Source organism: Sphingomonas sp. BL-S-30, from assembly GCF_055521475.1.
In genome coordinates, this window is record NZ_CM145481.1 from 1,105,422 (window position 1) to 1,119,243 (window position 13,822).

Annotated in this window: 13 protein-coding genes and 2 tRNA genes; 6 read left to right on the plus strand and 9 right to left on the minus strand. The window is 65.5% G+C overall.

Translation table 11 applies throughout. The features are described 5' to 3' along the window. Positions 1-216: 216 nt before the first annotated feature. From ACZ1I5_RS05040 to aroA, 8 genes are all read right to left on the minus strand, one after another. Positions 217-1,527 carry a M28 family peptidase gene (locus ACZ1I5_RS05040; RefSeq protein ID WP_465172639.1) on the minus strand — a complete coding sequence of 437 codons (1,311 nt, stop codon included), beginning with the start codon at positions 1,525-1,527 and terminating at the stop codon, positions 217-219. A 15-nt stretch (positions 1,528-1,542) separates the two neighbouring features. After that, positions 1,543-2,553: a FecR family protein gene (locus tag ACZ1I5_RS05045; RefSeq protein WP_465172640.1), complete on the minus strand. Its 1,011-nt coding sequence runs from the start codon at positions 2,551-2,553 to the stop codon at positions 1,543-1,545. Next, the gene (locus ACZ1I5_RS05050) at positions 2,550-3,062 is read right to left on the minus strand and encodes an RNA polymerase sigma factor (RefSeq protein ID WP_465172641.1); all 513 of its coding nucleotides are present in this window, start codon (positions 3,060-3,062) and stop codon (positions 2,550-2,552) included. Before ACZ1I5_RS05050 ends, ACZ1I5_RS05045 begins: the two co-directional genes overlap by 4 nt. Before the next feature lie 334 nt (positions 3,063-3,396). Then, positions 3,397-3,483 (minus strand) — tRNA-Leu (locus ACZ1I5_RS05055). Between the two features lie 51 nt (positions 3,484-3,534). Then, positions 3,535-3,813, minus strand: a complete 279-nt coding sequence (gene ihfB, locus ACZ1I5_RS05060) for an integration host factor subunit beta (protein ID WP_465172642.1) — start codon at positions 3,811-3,813, stop codon at positions 3,535-3,537. A 226-nt stretch (positions 3,814-4,039) separates the two neighbouring features. Then, positions 4,040-5,773: a 30S ribosomal protein S1 gene (rpsA, locus tag ACZ1I5_RS05065; protein ID WP_465172643.1), complete on the minus strand. Its 1,734-nt coding sequence runs from the start codon at positions 5,771-5,773 to the stop codon at positions 4,040-4,042. Between the two features lie 212 nt (positions 5,774-5,985). Continuing rightward, positions 5,986-6,624 carry a (d)CMP kinase gene (gene cmk / locus ACZ1I5_RS05070; protein WP_465172644.1) on the minus strand — a complete coding sequence of 213 codons (639 nt, stop codon included), beginning with the start codon at positions 6,622-6,624 and terminating at the stop codon, positions 5,986-5,988. Then, on the minus strand, positions 6,621-7,967 hold the full coding sequence (aroA, locus tag ACZ1I5_RS05075; RefSeq protein WP_465172645.1) for a 3-phosphoshikimate 1-carboxyvinyltransferase: 1,347 nt from the start codon (positions 7,965-7,967) through the stop codon (positions 6,621-6,623). The genes cmk and aroA overlap by 4 nt, the downstream gene beginning before the upstream one ends. Before the next feature lie 100 nt (positions 7,968-8,067). Here aroA and ACZ1I5_RS05080 point away from each other — a divergent pair, with 100 nt between their 5' ends. The 6 genes from ACZ1I5_RS05080 to ACZ1I5_RS05105 all read left to right on the plus strand — a co-directional run bounded on the left by ACZ1I5_RS05080 (position 8,068) and on the right by ACZ1I5_RS05105 (position 12,650). Next, positions 8,068-8,385 (plus strand): FYDLN acid domain-containing protein, encoded by a 318-nt coding sequence (locus tag ACZ1I5_RS05080; RefSeq protein WP_465172646.1) that lies wholly within the window; start codon positions 8,068-8,070, stop codon positions 8,383-8,385. 151 nt (positions 8,386-8,536) lie between these two features. Next, a tRNA-Ala gene (locus tag ACZ1I5_RS05085) sits at positions 8,537-8,612 on the plus strand. A gap of 644 nt (positions 8,613-9,256) precedes the next feature. After that, entirely contained in the window at positions 9,257-9,808 is a 552-nt protein-coding gene (locus ACZ1I5_RS05090) for an RrF2 family transcriptional regulator (protein ID WP_465172647.1), read from the plus strand. Continuing rightward, the gene (locus tag ACZ1I5_RS05095; RefSeq protein ID WP_465172648.1) at positions 9,805-10,452 is read left to right on the plus strand and encodes a response regulator transcription factor; all 648 of its coding nucleotides are present in this window, start codon (positions 9,805-9,807) and stop codon (positions 10,450-10,452) included. The genes ACZ1I5_RS05090 and ACZ1I5_RS05095 overlap by 4 nt, the downstream gene beginning before the upstream one ends. A gap of 97 nt (positions 10,453-10,549) precedes the next feature. Beyond that, entirely contained in the window at positions 10,550-10,936 is a 387-nt protein-coding gene (locus tag ACZ1I5_RS05100) for a response regulator transcription factor (protein WP_465172649.1), read from the plus strand. A 1-nt stretch (position 10,937) separates the two neighbouring features. After that, on the plus strand, positions 10,938-12,650 hold the full coding sequence (locus tag ACZ1I5_RS05105; RefSeq protein ID WP_465172650.1) for a sensor histidine kinase: 1,713 nt from the start codon (positions 10,938-10,940) through the stop codon (positions 12,648-12,650). 45 nt (positions 12,651-12,695) lie between these two features. Here ACZ1I5_RS05105 and ACZ1I5_RS05110 read toward each other — a convergent pair whose 3' ends face one another. After that, entirely contained in the window at positions 12,696-13,517 is an 822-nt protein-coding gene (locus ACZ1I5_RS05110; RefSeq protein ID WP_465172651.1) for an alpha/beta fold hydrolase, read from the minus strand. Positions 13,518-13,822 lie beyond the last annotated feature (305 nt).

A 13,822-nucleotide genomic window follows, 5' to 3' on the forward strand; every position in this document is an offset into this window, starting at 1 on the left:
TAGCCATCGAGTAGCCGCGTAGCGGCGTATCGAGAGGGCGTATCGAAGGACAGGTTCCGCGCGACAACCTGTCCTTTGATACGGGCTCTCGATACGCCTTCGGCACCTCGATCCCTACTCAGGACGAACGGATCAGATTAACGCTCGCCGCTCTAATGAACCGGGCTCCCCCGATAGAATTACTCTCCGCGGTGCTCGTGCCGCGGAGGCATGGCTTCAGCGCCTTGCGGGCCTTGGCGCCCGGCCGCCGAAGGTGACGAGGCTTTCTGACCCGTCCGCCGACAGGGCGGATACGCCGATGAACACATCGTCGACGATCACGTCCTTCAGGACCAGTTCGCCCGCCGGGGCGGGGACGTCGCGATGGGCGGTCCAGTCCTGCTTGTCGTTGCGGCGCCAGTGGATCCGGTATCCGCTCGCATCGGGCACCGGCGTCCAGGTCACCGTCGTGTTCATGCCCAGCGCACCGTTCAGGCTTACCTGCGCCGGGGCTGCCGGCGCGGACGCGAGGCGCGTGATCGTGGCCGCGTTGATCGCCGTCACCCTGGCGAGATAGGGGAAGTCCATCTTGTCGACCGTGTCGCCATAGACCACGCCGTTCTCGGTGCGCAGGTCCTGATGCTGCTGGTTGTAGTTTTCGATGCCGACCGAGAAGCGCACGGCCGGATAGCCGAGTTTCAGGAACGGCTCATGGTCGCCGCCACGGCCGAAGCGATCATTGCGCCGGTCGACGAACACGTCGAACCCGCCGGGGATGCCATCCGCGACATGGTCGATCGCCTTGGCCAGCGCGCGGCTGGGGCCGTCATCCTCGCCGCCATCGACCCGGCGGGCCATCTGCGCGGTCTGGTCTTCCGAGGAACGGATGCCTTCGGAAAAGACCCGCACCCGGTCGGCAACGCGCTGGCCGTTCTGGCCGAGCGTGTTGCCGACGATATCGTTGTTGAGCACGGCGGCGACCTGCCAGCCGCGTTCCCTGGCGGTATCCGCCAGCAACTGTCCGCCGAACAGGCCCTGCTCCTCGCCCGACAGCGCGGCATAGATGATCGTCGCCTTGAACTTCTTCCCCGACAGCAAACGGGCGGATTCGAGCACCAGGGCAACGCCCGACGCATCGTCGTTCGCGCCGGGGGCATCGCTGGTGATGTCCATCACATTGGTGACGCGGCTGTCGATATGACCCTGCACGATCACCACCCGATTGGGATCGCTGCCAGGCTGCACCGCGAGCACGTCGACGATATTCACGCCATTGGGCGCTCGGTCGCCCGTGAAGATGCGCTCGACCGTCGACACCTCGATGCAGCCCCCGCAGCGCGCGCTGGTCCGTTTCATCTCCTCCGCGAACCAGCGCCGCGCGGCGCCGATGCCGCGCTTCGGATCGTCGGGCGAGGAGAGCGTATGCCGCGTACCGAAGCTCACCAGCTTCTCGACATCGGCCTTGAGCCGGGCCGGGTCCGGTTTGTCCTGGGCAATGGCCGTGGCGGGCAGCAGGGCAGCGGCGAGGGCGAGAGATGAAAAGCGCATATGTCCCCTTATCGATCAGTCGGCGGTGGTTTCAGGGCGTCCGGAAACGACCAGTCGGTCATTTCCTTCGCGGATCTTGACGGGCAGGGTCACCTGCAGCGCCTCCAGAAAACCGGCCTGATTGTTCGTGCGGAACATGCCGTTGATGCGCAAATCCGCCACGGCCGGATCGACCACGATCTTCTCGGGCCAATATTGGTTCATTTCCTCGACCGCGCTGGCGAGAGGTTCATCCTCGAAAAAGACCTGCCCGTCGGCCCAGCTCAGCGCCTTGTCCGCGTCGACGGCCCGGACCTGCGGTGACGCAATGCCGGCGCGTGCCACGAACTGCTGTCGCGGCTTCAGGACCTCTTCGGCCGGGCCGTGGGCGAACTGGACGGGGCGGACTGCGACTTTCCCTTCGACGAGCGTCACGCGCAGCTCCTGCGAGGAAAGGCGAACATCGAATATGGTGCCGAGTGCCGTGATGGTTCGATCTCCCGCCTTGACGACAAACGGGCGATGCTTGTCCTTGGCGACCTGGAACAGCGCGCGGCCCGCGAACAGCGTGATATCGCGACGCCCGGCGCCAAGCAGGGCCGACAGCCGGGTGGCGCCATCCAGCGTCACCACCGAGCCATCGGCGAGAGTCACCTTGGTGCGCTCGCCGGGCGAGGTCGTATAGAATGTGCTACCCTGCAGTCGGGCCACGACCTCCGCGCCATAGTCGGTCCGGGCGCCGAGCGTGATCATCACGACCATGACAATGGCAGCCGCCATCGCGACGGCGGAAGCGAGGCGGCGCCGTTGGTTCTCATGAACGCCGTTGCGGGCTTCATCGCGCAACGCGCTCAGTTCCGGCAGCGCCGCATTCTCCCTTAAACTCGACAATGCCGCCTGTAGCCGGTCATGCGTCGCCTGGTGCAGATCGTCCTCGTGCAGCCAGGACCGGAATGCCCGTCGATCACGAAATGTCGACTTGGCACCGCGCAGGCGCGCGTCCCAGACCGCGGCGGTCTCTTCCATCTGGTCGAAGCGCTTGTTCATCGGACTTTCCGCAGACGGTAGAGGAGATGGCTATTGGCCTTCGCCATATGCTTTTCGACGGTGCTGACGGACAGGCCCATGCGACGCGCGATCTGGACCTGCGCCACCCCGTCGAAATGATAGAGACTGAACGTCATTCGCACCGTTTCAGGCAGCTCGTAGAGCGCCGCGATCATGATCTGGAGCGCTTCCCGGCTTTGCAGGATGCGCTCGGGGGAAAAACCGGCCTCGTCCTCGACATCGAACCCCTCCGGGGCCTGAGTCATGATGCTTCGGACGCTCGCGCGGCGGGCCTTGTCGCGAAGCACGTTGGCGGCGACCTGAAAGATATAGCCCTGGATGTTGGCGATGGTGTCGACATCCTGGCCCGCCAGGCGGCTGAAGACGTCCTGCACCAGGTCGTCCGCATCCTCGCGGCGGTCTACACGGCGCTGGAAGAAGCGCAGCAACGGCGTGCGATATTGCGTGGCCACTTCATCGAGCCATTGGTGCCTGGCGGCATCTGGCATGCACGATCCTCCCGATCCGTTAGACGCGGCAGGCTCCCCATCCCGTAAAGAAAGTTCAGGCGGTGGCGGTCGGCTGTGCTCGCCGCGGTTATTGCCCCCTTGGGCAGAATAGGGATGACGGCATCCTCGGCAAGGATATTGAGGCCGCGGGCCGGGAAAACCGGATTCGAGCCGGCACCCTAAGTTGCGGTGGACGTGAGGCCGTGGTGCAGGCGGCCGCCCTTGATTGCAGGCCCGTTATTTACCGAACACGATACAGCGTCCAGCGGGTGGTCGCCCCGACTGCGCAAGCGACGCCGACGGATCGGGGACGTGGACAGGAATTCCCATGAAATGGTGCGGACGGCGGGACTCGAACCCGCATACTCTTTCGAGCGAGGGATTTTAAGTCCCGTGCGTCTACCAGTTTCGCCACGTCCGCGCCGCCTGCGACGAAGCGCAAGCCGGGCCGGGCGTCAAGCCGCGTTGGCCCTCAGACGTTCAATCGAACGCGCATTTCCTTGCCCGGCTTGAAATAGGGGACGCGCTTGGCGTCGACTTCGACCACTTCCCCGGTGCGCGGGTTGCGGCCGGTCCGGGCATCGCGTGCCCGGGTGGAGAAAGCGCCGAAACCGCGCAGTTCGACGCGGCCGCCCGTCGCCAGCCGCTTCGAGATCTCGTCGAAGAAGGTCGTGACGATCGCCTCGACATCGCGAAGGGCGAGATCGGGGTTATCCGCGGCGAGCATTTCGACAAGTTCGGAACGGATCATGGCGTCGTCGACTCCTCAAGACCAAAGCACGGCGGCCGTCGGCCGCTCGATCTTTTCCCCAATGACGATCATTTTTCCAGCCTTTTTGGTGCCTTGAAAAACGACCGTCCCGGACCTTTATCTATATCAAGTGCTGGCCGCCGAATAGGATCGAATCGACGCAAATTTGTAAAAAATCGCCATTTCGGGGCAGACGGGGGTAACCCGCCCGCCCCGAAAGAGGGTTTTACTTCTTGGCTTCGCTGCTGCGCGCCTTGAGCGCCTCGCCGAGAATGTCGCCCAGCGACGCGCCCGAATCGGACGAGCCATACTGCGCAACTGCCTGCTTCTCCTCGGAGATCTGCATCGCCTTGATCGAGAAGGTCGGCTTCTTGGAACGATCGAAACCGGTCACCATCGCGTCGAACTTCTGGCCGACCTGGAAACGCTCCGGACGCTGCTCGTCGCGGTCGCGGCCGAGATCGGTGCGCTTGATGAAGCCCGTCGCGCCATCGTCGCCGACCTGAACCTCGAGGCCCGCGTCGCGGACTTCGAGAACGGTGACCGTGACGATCGCGTTCTTGTTGAGGCCGCCCGAACCGCCGCCGCTCGATGCGGTTGCGGCGCCGCCGGCTGCCGGAGCGCCACGCTCGAGCTGCTTCATGCCGAGCGAGATGCGCTCCTTTTCGGCATCGATGTCGAGCACGATGGCCTGAACCATTTCGCCCTTGCGGTGCAGGTTGAGCGCGTCCTCGCCCGAAACGCCCCAGGCGATGTCGGACATGTGGACCATGCCGTCGACATCGTTGTCGAGGCCGATGAACAGGCCGAACTCGGTGGCGTTCTTGACTTCACCCTCGACGGTCGAGCCGACGGGATGCGCTTCGGCGAAGGCCTCCCACGGGTTCGACTGGGCCTGCTTGAGGCCAAGGCTGATGCGGCGCTTGTCGGGATCGACCTCGAGCACGACGACATCGACTTCCTGCGAGGTCGAGACGATCTTGCCCGGATGGACGTTCTTCTTGGTCCAGCTCATTTCGGAGACGTGGACGAGACCCTCGATGCCCGGCTCCAGCTCGACGAACGCACCATATTCGGTGATGTTGGTCACGCGGCCCGACAGCTTGGCGCCGATCGGATACTTGGCGGCTGCACCTTCCCACGGATCGCTCTCGAGCTGCTTCATGCCGAGCGAGATGCGCTGCGTGTCCTTGTTGATGCGGATGATCTGAACGCGGACGGTGTCGCCGATGTTCAGCACTTCGCTCGGATGGCCGACGCGCTTGTAGCTCAGGTCGGTGACGTGCAGCAGGCCGTCGATGCCGCCGAGGTCAACGAACGCACCATAATCGGTGATGTTCTTGACGACGCCGTCGATCACCTGGCCCTCGGCCAGCGACAGGATCAGGCCCGAACGCTGCTCGGCGCGGGTCTCTTCCAGGATGGCGCGGCGCGAGACGACGATATTGCCGCGCTTGCGGTCCATCTTCAGGATCTGGAACGGCTGCGGGATGTCCATCAGCGGGGTCACGTCGCGGACCGGGCGGATATCGACCTGCGAGCCCGGCAGGAATGCCACGGCGCCGTTCAGGTCGACGGTGAAGCCACCCTTCACGCGGCCGAAGATGACGCCCTCGACGCGGGCGGTCTTGGCGAATTCGGTTTCCAGCTTGTCCCAGGCGGCTTCGCGGCGGGCGCGATCGCGCGACAGCATCGCTTCGCCATGCACATTCTCGACTCGGTCGACATAGACTTCGACTTCGTCGCCGACCTTCAGATCGGCCTTCTGGCCGGGCATGGCGAATTCGCGGAGCGGCACGCGGCCTTCCGACTTGAGGCCGACGTCGATGACCGCGAGATCATTCTCGATCGCGGTGACGGTGCCCTTGACGACCCGGCCTTCAAAGCCGTCTGCGTCGCCGAGCGTGGCTTCGAGAAGTGCCGCGAAATCATCGCGCGTGGGGGATGCCGAAGTGGCCATAAATCTTTGATTCCTAAGTACTATGTTTCCGGCCAGCCGGTTGTCTCCGGCGGTCTTGGCCTAAATGTCGCGGCGGCCGGTTGCCGGTCGCGACGCCCAGCGTCCATCGCCCTTGTGAAGATCACCGACAAAGCGAAAAAGGGCGCGTAAGCAGGATCGGCAGATACCATCCGACAAGGATGAGCGCCGTTTCCGCTTCGCGCCTCGCCCGGCTAGGGTGTTGCCACCTGCGCCGCTGTCCGAGCCTCCACGAGCGCAATCGCCCGCTGGATGGCGGCGTCTATAGAGAGAAAGCTGGTGTCCAGCAAGGCGGCATCGTCGGCCGGTGTCATGGGCGCGATGCCCCGTGTCGAATCGCGCAGGTCGCGGGCACGGATGTCGGCCAGCACCCGGTCCAGACTGACCTGCGACCCACGCTCGCGCAGCTCGGCATGGCGGCGCTTGGCGCGGATCATCGGCGTCGCGCGGATGAACAGCTTGGCGTCGGCGTCGGGCGCGATGACCGTACCGATGTCGCGCCCGTCGAGCACCGCCCCGCCCGGCTGATGCGCGAAGCGGCGCTGGCGGTGGAACAGCGCCGCCCGCACCAGCGGGTGCGCGGAGACCACCGAGGCGTTCTTGCCGATCTCGTCGCTGCGCAGCTCAGGGTCATCGAGCAGGTGATCGTCGAAATCGGTGGCGGCGACGGCATCGGCCTCGATCGTCGGGTCAAGCTCGAGCCGCTGCACATTCGCCGCGACCGCGCGGTAGAGCAGCCCCGTGTCGAGATGGGGCAGGCCATAGCGTTTCGCGAGCGCGCGGGCGATGGTGCCCTTGCCCGATGCGGCGGGCCCGTCGACGGCGATGATCATGACCCTGCAACCACTTCTTTACCCTTCAACCCCTCCAGCGTTTCGAGGAACATAGGGTAGGATGTTGCGATGGGCGAGACGTCGTCGATGGTCAGCGCGGATTTCGCGGCGAGGCCGGCCACCGCCATGCTCATCGCGATGCGATGGTCGAGTTGCGAGGCAATGGTCGCGCCGCCGGCGATCGGCCCGCCGCCAGTGCCCTGGATCGCGGCACCGTCCTCATACTCCTCGACCAGCACGCCGCACGCGCCCAGCGCATCGGCCATCGCGGTGATCCGGTCCGATTCCTTGACGCGCAGCTCGTGCGCGCCGCGGGCGACGGTCCGCCCCTCGGCAAAGGCCGCGGCGACGAACAGCACGGGATATTCGTCGATCATGCTCGGCGCGAGATAGGCCGGCACCTCGATCGCGCGCAGCGTCGCATGGCGTACGCGCAGATCGGCGACCGGCTCGCCGCCGACGAGTCGCGGATTTTCCTCGACGATGTCGGCGCCCATCATGCGCAATGCCTCGAACAGGCCGGCGCGCGTCGGGTTCAGCCCGACATTCATGACGAGCACGTCCGACCCCGGCACGATCGAGGCCGCGACGACGAGGAAGGCAGCCGACGAGGGATCGCCGGGCACCACGATCGATTGCGGCTTCAGCTCGGCCTCGCCGACGAGCGAGATGATCCTGCCTTGATTCGTTTCCTCGACGCTCAGTTCGGCACCGAAGCCGCGCAGCATGCGCTCGCTATGGTCGCGCGTCGCGACCGGCTCGATCACCCGGGTGATGCCCGGGGTGTTGAGCCCGGCGAGCAGGATCGCCGACTTAACCTGGGCGGAGGCGACCGGCAGCGTGTATTCGATCGGCACCGCCGGGTTCAGCCCGCGCACCATCAGCGGCAGGCGCCCGCCCGGACTTGCGGTGAAGTCGGCGCCCATGCGCGACAGCGGCTCGATGACGCGGCCCATCGGCCGTTTCGACAGGGAAGCGTCGCCGATGAACGTCGCGGTGATGGCGTGCGAGGCGACAAGGCCCATCAGCAGTCGAGTCGATGTGCCCGAATTGCCCATGTCGAACGCCGCTTCCGGCTGCAGCAGTCCGCCGACGCCGACGCCGTTGACGGTCCAGATGCCGTCCTCGCCACGCCGGATGTCGGCGCCCATCGCCCGCATCGCCGCGGCGGTGGCGAGCACGTCCTCGCCCTCCAGCAACCCTTCGATCCGGCTTTCGCCGACGGCGAGCGCCGACAGCATCAGCGAGCGATGGCTGATCGACTTGTCGCCGGGCACGACGGCGGTGCCGTGCAGCGGGCCGGAAGGGGCGATCTGGAGCGGGCGGGGCAGGGGGTGGGGCATTGGCGCGGGCTTTTGACAGTGCGCTTGCGCTATGGCAAGGCGCGCCCCACTTTGCGGGTCAACTCGCAAAACTCCCATTTCTTCGAAAGGTCGAATCGGCATGATCAAGCCGGAATGGGGCACGAAACGGTCGTGTCCGAAATGCGCAACGCGCTTCTACGATCTCGGCAAGGACGATCCCGTCACCTGCATCGAATGCGGGTCGACCTGGGTGCCCGAGCCGATTCTGAAATCCAAACAGCCTCTGCCGTTCGACGCGCCGAAGCCGGAACTCGTCAAGAAGGACGCCGATCTGGTCGGCGACGATGAGGATATCGACACCGGTGAAGACGAGGAGCCCTCGCCCGACGACGAGGTCGATCTCGGCGGCGACGACGATCTCGGCGTGGAAGCGCCGACGGACGACGACGAGCATTGATCCAATGAAAAGGGGCGCCCCGGCTTCGGCCGGGGTGTCGCTTCGAGGTTTGTCTTAAAAATCGACCGGCATGGTGATCACACCGCTTGCCAAGGTCGTCTCGCCTCGGTAGGGGCGACGCCTTCGCGGGAAATTCCAGACCCGCGACGATGGGGCCGTAGCTCAGCTGGGAGAGCGCTGCGATGGCATTGCAGAGGTCTGGGGTTCGATCCCCCACGGCTCCACCATTTCCCTATAAATTGATTTTGTTGGTATAATTGGACGGTGCGGGGATAGCTCCGCCTCCCGCCAGACGCGGCGCGTCAGCTCCGGCGCTGATCGCGGAAGCGGCCGGCCGCCGGTTCCGGGGCCTGATCGTGTCCCGAAGAGCCGGACAGGTTGGACGCTCGACTGCCATTTCGTTGGCCGCAGGGTGAAATCGGAAAAACCCCTGCGTTCATCATCCCTGTCACGTCCGATTGACACGGCCCTCCAGGGTCGCCCCGGCTTACTGGTGCGGAGCCACCGCCGTTTGCACTGCCGGTTCGAGCGCGCGGCTGCATCTGAACGCCGGCATGGCCATGCCTGGACCCGGGGACGTGCCGCGCCGGCCGATCGGCCGGGCTCGCCACCACGATCGACGATGATGTCCTGCCGGCCGACCTGATCGCGGGCCGGGGGTGGGCGCAAAACCTGGCCTCGGCTGAACCTTGGTCTGGGCAGCGCTCGACCAGCGGATGGGTCGCCTGCCTCGATGATTCCGATAGGTCCCGCGCCATGGATTTCGGGAGGAGCGACTAGATCGCGGACCGCGCCGGCTGGGGTGAAGCGTGGTGCGAGCAGTTCGCGTTTCGAATTGCCGACTCAAACGCAGAGTGATATTGTCCGCGTTATGGCTCATCTCACCGTCAGCGTCGAATATGGGGTTCACTGCCTGCTCTGGCTGGCGGATTCGGGCGATGCGCCGCTGAGCAGCCGGGATCTCGCCGACCTGCAGGGCATCTCGCACAGCTTCCTCGCCAAGATTTTTCCCAAGCTCGAAAAGGCCGGGATAGTCCGCGCTTCGGAGGGCGTCCGCGGCGGCTATCGGCTCGCGCGCGCGCCCGAGGAGGTCAGCGTTCTCCAGATCGTCGACGCGATCGAAGGGCGAAAGCCGTTGTTCGACTGCCAGGAGATCCGGGGGCGCTGCGCCGTGTTCGGCGAAGCGGCGCCGGGCTGGGCGACGCACGGAGTCTGCGCGATCCACGCCGTGATGTTGCAGGCCGAGAAATCGATGCGCGACACGCTTGCCCGCACGTCGCTGCGCGATCTGGGGCGAACGGTCAGCGGCAAGGCCCCCGCCGACTTCCCGGCCAAGGTGGACGCGTGGGTCGGCAACCGGATCGCGGGCCGCACCCGCACGTCGCACGTCGCATCATCTTCGCATCAGGAGGTACCGTCATGACTGCGCTCTCCGCTGACAGCGAGCGTCCGCTGGTCGTCATCGTCGACGACGATGCCGCGGTTCGCGCCTCGCTCGAGGAACTCATGCTGTCGGTGGGGATTGACGCGACCGGATTCGCTTCGACGCGCGAACTGCTCGACGCGGAACTGCCCGAACGCCCGGGCTGCATGGTGCTCGACGTCCGCATGCCCGGATCGAGCGGTCTCGATCTCCAGCAGCATCTCGCCGCCAATGGCAACGCCAAGCCGATCATCTTCCTGACCGGGCATGGCGACATCCCGATGACGGTCCAGGCGATGAAGGCCGGCGCCGTGGACTTCCTGACCAAGCCGTTCCGGGACCAGTCGTTGCTCGATGCCGTGACGGCCGGCATCAAGCGCGATCTTGCCCAGCGGGCGGATTCCAGGGCGGTGCGGCAACAGGCGGACCGCTACGCCACGCTCACGGCACGCGAACGGCAGGTGTTGCGGCTGGTTGCGCAGGGGCGGCTCAACAAGCAGATCGCCTTCGAGCTCGGCATCAGCGAGGTAACGGTCAAGCTCCACCGCAGCAGCGTGATGAAGAAGATGCAGGCGGCATCGATCGGCGAACTCGTCCGCGCCTGGGACATGCTCCCCGCCGTGCTGCGCGACCGGGCGACCTAGACCATGGTATGGTTACAATCTTCCCGGAATTCAGCGACATCGACGGGGGGCCAGAAGGGCCTTGTCAATGAGAGGCCTGCGCTTGTCGAACCCGCCTGTGATTGCCATCGTGGATGACGACGAGGCCGTGCGCGAGGCGCTTTGCGATCTCCTTCAGGTTGAAAGCCTGCCGTGCCGCGGCTTCGACAGCGCGGCAGCGTTTCTGAAGGACTATGCGCCGGACAGGTTCAATTGCCTCGTCACCGATATCAGGATGCCCGGTATCGACGGGTTCGAGCTGCAACAGCAATTGCGCGCGCTGCGTTCGAACCTTCCGGTGATCGTCATTACCTCCGCGACGGATGAGGGGTCCTATGCGCGCGCCATGGACGCCGGCGCGTTGGCCTGTCTGACCAAGCCCGTGGCCGATGAGGTCTTTCTCGGTCATGTGCGCCGGGCGCTTGGCGGAAGCATGGTCGCGGGCGGGGAGCATCCGAAAAGCTGACATGGGGGAAGCTTTCCCCTCCATCGCCCCGCCGGGGCGCAGCGGCGAGACCATGCCGGAGGCAGCCGCCGCGCCTCGAGACGGCGGCCTGCATTATCACGACGAAATGCGTTGGGCGCTCGACATCTCCCGAGTGCGGTCGATCATCGATTCGGTGGCGCGGGGCGAGGCATCGCCGGACTGGATGCATGCCATCCTGAGCGACACGCATGCTGCGGAAGTCGCCGAGGATGTGGAGAATCTGATCCGTTGGCCGGCAGGGCGCGAGCATGTTCTGGGACAGCGTCTGTCGGCATTCTGGCCGCCTGGGAGCAGGGATGTGCTTGCCCAGTTGATCGTCGCCGTGGCGAGCGACAATGCCGCCTCGAACACCCGCGTGCGCAGGATCGCGCCGGAGGGGCGATTGCAGGACCCGGTCCTCACGATCTGGAGATCGGTCGAGCCGCGGCGCGGCGACCTGGTGTTCCTCACCATTACCGATGCCCCGAAGAGCGAGCGTCCCGGTTATTCGCGCGGGAGCGAGGCCCGTTATCTCGACCTGATTCATCACGCCCAGACCGCCATGCTGCAGGTCGATGCCAGTTGCATGAGCCCGATCTACGACAAGCTCCAGTCGGAAGGCATCAGCGAGCTGGGCCTGAACCAGTATCTGAACGATCATCCCGAGCTGGTCGAACTGGCGGACGGCGAAGTGCGCGTGGTGCAGGCGAACTTGAGCGCGGCGCGGCTGTTGGGGTGCGCCACGCCGGCCGAAGTCATCGGGCCGGTCGCCTTCATGTTCACGGTGTCGCACGACAGCCAGCAGCGCATCATCGTCGCCCGTTTCGCCGGAAAACGGCATTATTCCGAGGTCGTGAAGCTGGTCACCTTCGATGGTCGCGTCCGTGACGTACGGCTTTCGATCACCTTTCCCGCGCCCAGGGAAAATGTGGACGTGCACCTCGCAACGCTGGAGGACGTTACCGATCGCCTGCGAACCGAAGCGCAGCTCCGCCAGCTTCAGACCGATCTGACTCATGCTGCCAGAATCTCGACGCTGGGTGAACTTGCGACCTCGATCGCGCACGAGGTCAACCAGCCGCTCTCCGCGATCGTCACCAATGCCGAAACCAGCCTGCGCTGGATGGCGCGCGAGGACCCCAACCTGGCGAAGGTAACCCAGCTCACCACCCGGATCGCGCAGAGCGCGCGGCACGCCAGCGACATCGTGCGGCGCATTCGCGCCATGACGACCCGTCACCCCCCGGAACGGGTTCCGCTCGACCTCAACGACGTCGTCGACGAGACCTTGCTGTTCCTGGGCTATGAGATCGCCTCCAGGTCGATCGACCTGTCGGTCCTGCACGCCCGCGAGATTCCTCGCGTGCTCGGCGATCGGGTTCAGTTGCAGCAGGTCTTCGTCAACCTGGTGCTGAATGCCCTTCAGGCCATGACGCCGGATAGCGGCCGGAAGGGCAGGATATCTCTGCAAACCGGCATGGATGGGGAGGGGCGCGTCATCTTTTCCATTCGCGACAATGGCCCCGGCATCCCGACCGAGAATCTCGACCTGATCTTCGACAGCTTCTTCACGACCAAGGACGACGGCATGGGAATCGGCCTTGCCATTTGCCAGTCGATCATCGCCGCGCATGGCGGCACCCTGACGGCGTCGAACGATCCCGGCGGCGGGGCGATCTTCCAGGTCACGCTGCCCGCTATCGCGCCCGGATGATGTCGTCCGGCGGCCCCTTTCGCGGAGCCGCCGGACAGCGAATGCTCAGCTGCGCAGGAAGGCGAGCAGGTCGGCGTTGAACTGGTCCGCATGCGTCGCCGTCAGGCCATGCGGCAGGCCGGGATAGAAGATCGTCCTGGCGCCCGCGATGAGCCTGGACGATTTGTGACCCGAATCCGCGATCGGCACGATCTGGTCATCCTCGCCGTGCACCACCAATGTCGGCACGTCGAACCTGGCGAGGTCCGCGGTGAAGTCGGTCTCGCCGAACGCCTTGATGCTGTCATGGGCGTTTTTGAGCCCGGCCTGCATGCTGATGAGCCAGAACTCGTCGAGCAGGCTCTGCGGCACGGTCGCCCCCGGCCGGTTGGCGCCGTAGAAGGGGATGGCGAAGTCCTGGTAGAATTTCGAGCGGTTGGCGAGGATGTCGCGGCGCAGGCCATCGAACACCTCGATCGGCAGACCCTCGGGATTGGCCTCGCTCCTGAGCATCACGGGCGGCACGGCGCCGAGCAATACCACCCTGGCGACCCGCGCGGTCCCATGCCGGCCGATATAGCGTGCCACTTCGCCGCCGCCGGTCGAATGACCGACCATCGCGATATCCTTCAGGTCGAGCGCCTCGATCAGTTCCGCGAGATCGTCGGCATAACCGTCCATGTCGTTGCGCGTGCTGGTCTGGGCCGATTTTCCATGCCCGCGCCGGTCGTGCGCGATGCAGCGAAAGCCCCTCTCCGCCAAAAACTGCATCTGGATGCTCCAGGCGTCCGAGCTGAGCGGCCAGCCATGCGAGAATGTGACCACGGGCCCCTGGCCCCAATCCTTGTAGAAGATGTCATGACCGTCCTTGGTGGTGAATAGCGGCACGATACGCCTCCTCTTCGTGCTCGGGCGGTCCGACGCGGACGCCCTTGCGGCACCCGCCTCGCCTATTCGGGGGACGGCCGACGATCGATCGGGCGGGAGAAGAGGCGGCCCCATCCCCCCGGTAGAAGGCACCTTCGCCAGATCGTGGCATGTCGGGAGAGCCTGGCATCGATGGGTGCTCGCCGATGCCGGGAAGTCTGGCGCCGGACCTGCCCCAAGGGTGGGGTTCGCCTGACCTTTGGCGTGGCCGATGCAGCCGTCCGCACGATGGCGAGAGTCTGCCGATCCGCCCAGTTTCCCCCTCG

What these genes read in the sequence shown, in the direction of transcription:
- ACZ1I5_RS05040 (WP_465172639.1), bottom strand. Translation starts at nt 1,527, where the DNA reads ATGCGCTTTTCATCTCTCGCCCTCGCCGCTGCCCTGCTGCCCGCCACG.
- ACZ1I5_RS05045 (WP_465172640.1), bottom strand. Translation starts at nt 2,553, where the DNA reads ATGAACAAGCGCTTCGACCAGATGGAAGAGACCGCCGCGGTCTGGGAC.
- ACZ1I5_RS05050 (WP_465172641.1), bottom strand. Translation starts at nt 3,062, where the DNA reads ATGCCAGATGCCGCCAGGCACCAATGGCTCGATGAAGTGGCCACGCAA.
- ihfB (WP_465172642.1), bottom strand. Translation starts at nt 3,813, where the DNA reads ATGATCCGTTCCGAACTTGTCGAAATGCTCGCCGCGGATAACCCCGAT.
- rpsA (WP_465172643.1), bottom strand. Translation starts at nt 5,773, where the DNA reads ATGGCCACTTCGGCATCCCCCACGCGCGATGATTTCGCGGCACTTCTC.
- cmk (WP_465172644.1), bottom strand. Translation starts at nt 6,624, where the DNA reads ATGATCATCGCCGTCGACGGGCCCGCCGCATCGGGCAAGGGCACCATC.
- aroA (WP_465172645.1), bottom strand. Translation starts at nt 7,967, where the DNA reads ATGCCCCACCCCCTGCCCCGCCCGCTCCAGATCGCCCCTTCCGGCCCG.
- ACZ1I5_RS05080 (WP_465172646.1), top strand. Translation starts at nt 8,068, where the DNA reads ATGATCAAGCCGGAATGGGGCACGAAACGGTCGTGTCCGAAATGCGCA.
- ACZ1I5_RS05090 (WP_465172647.1), top strand. Translation starts at nt 9,257, where the DNA reads ATGGCTCATCTCACCGTCAGCGTCGAATATGGGGTTCACTGCCTGCTC.
- ACZ1I5_RS05095 (WP_465172648.1), top strand. Translation starts at nt 9,805, where the DNA reads ATGACTGCGCTCTCCGCTGACAGCGAGCGTCCGCTGGTCGTCATCGTC.
- ACZ1I5_RS05105 (WP_465172650.1), top strand. Translation starts at nt 10,938, where the DNA reads ATGGGGGAAGCTTTCCCCTCCATCGCCCCGCCGGGGCGCAGCGGCGAG.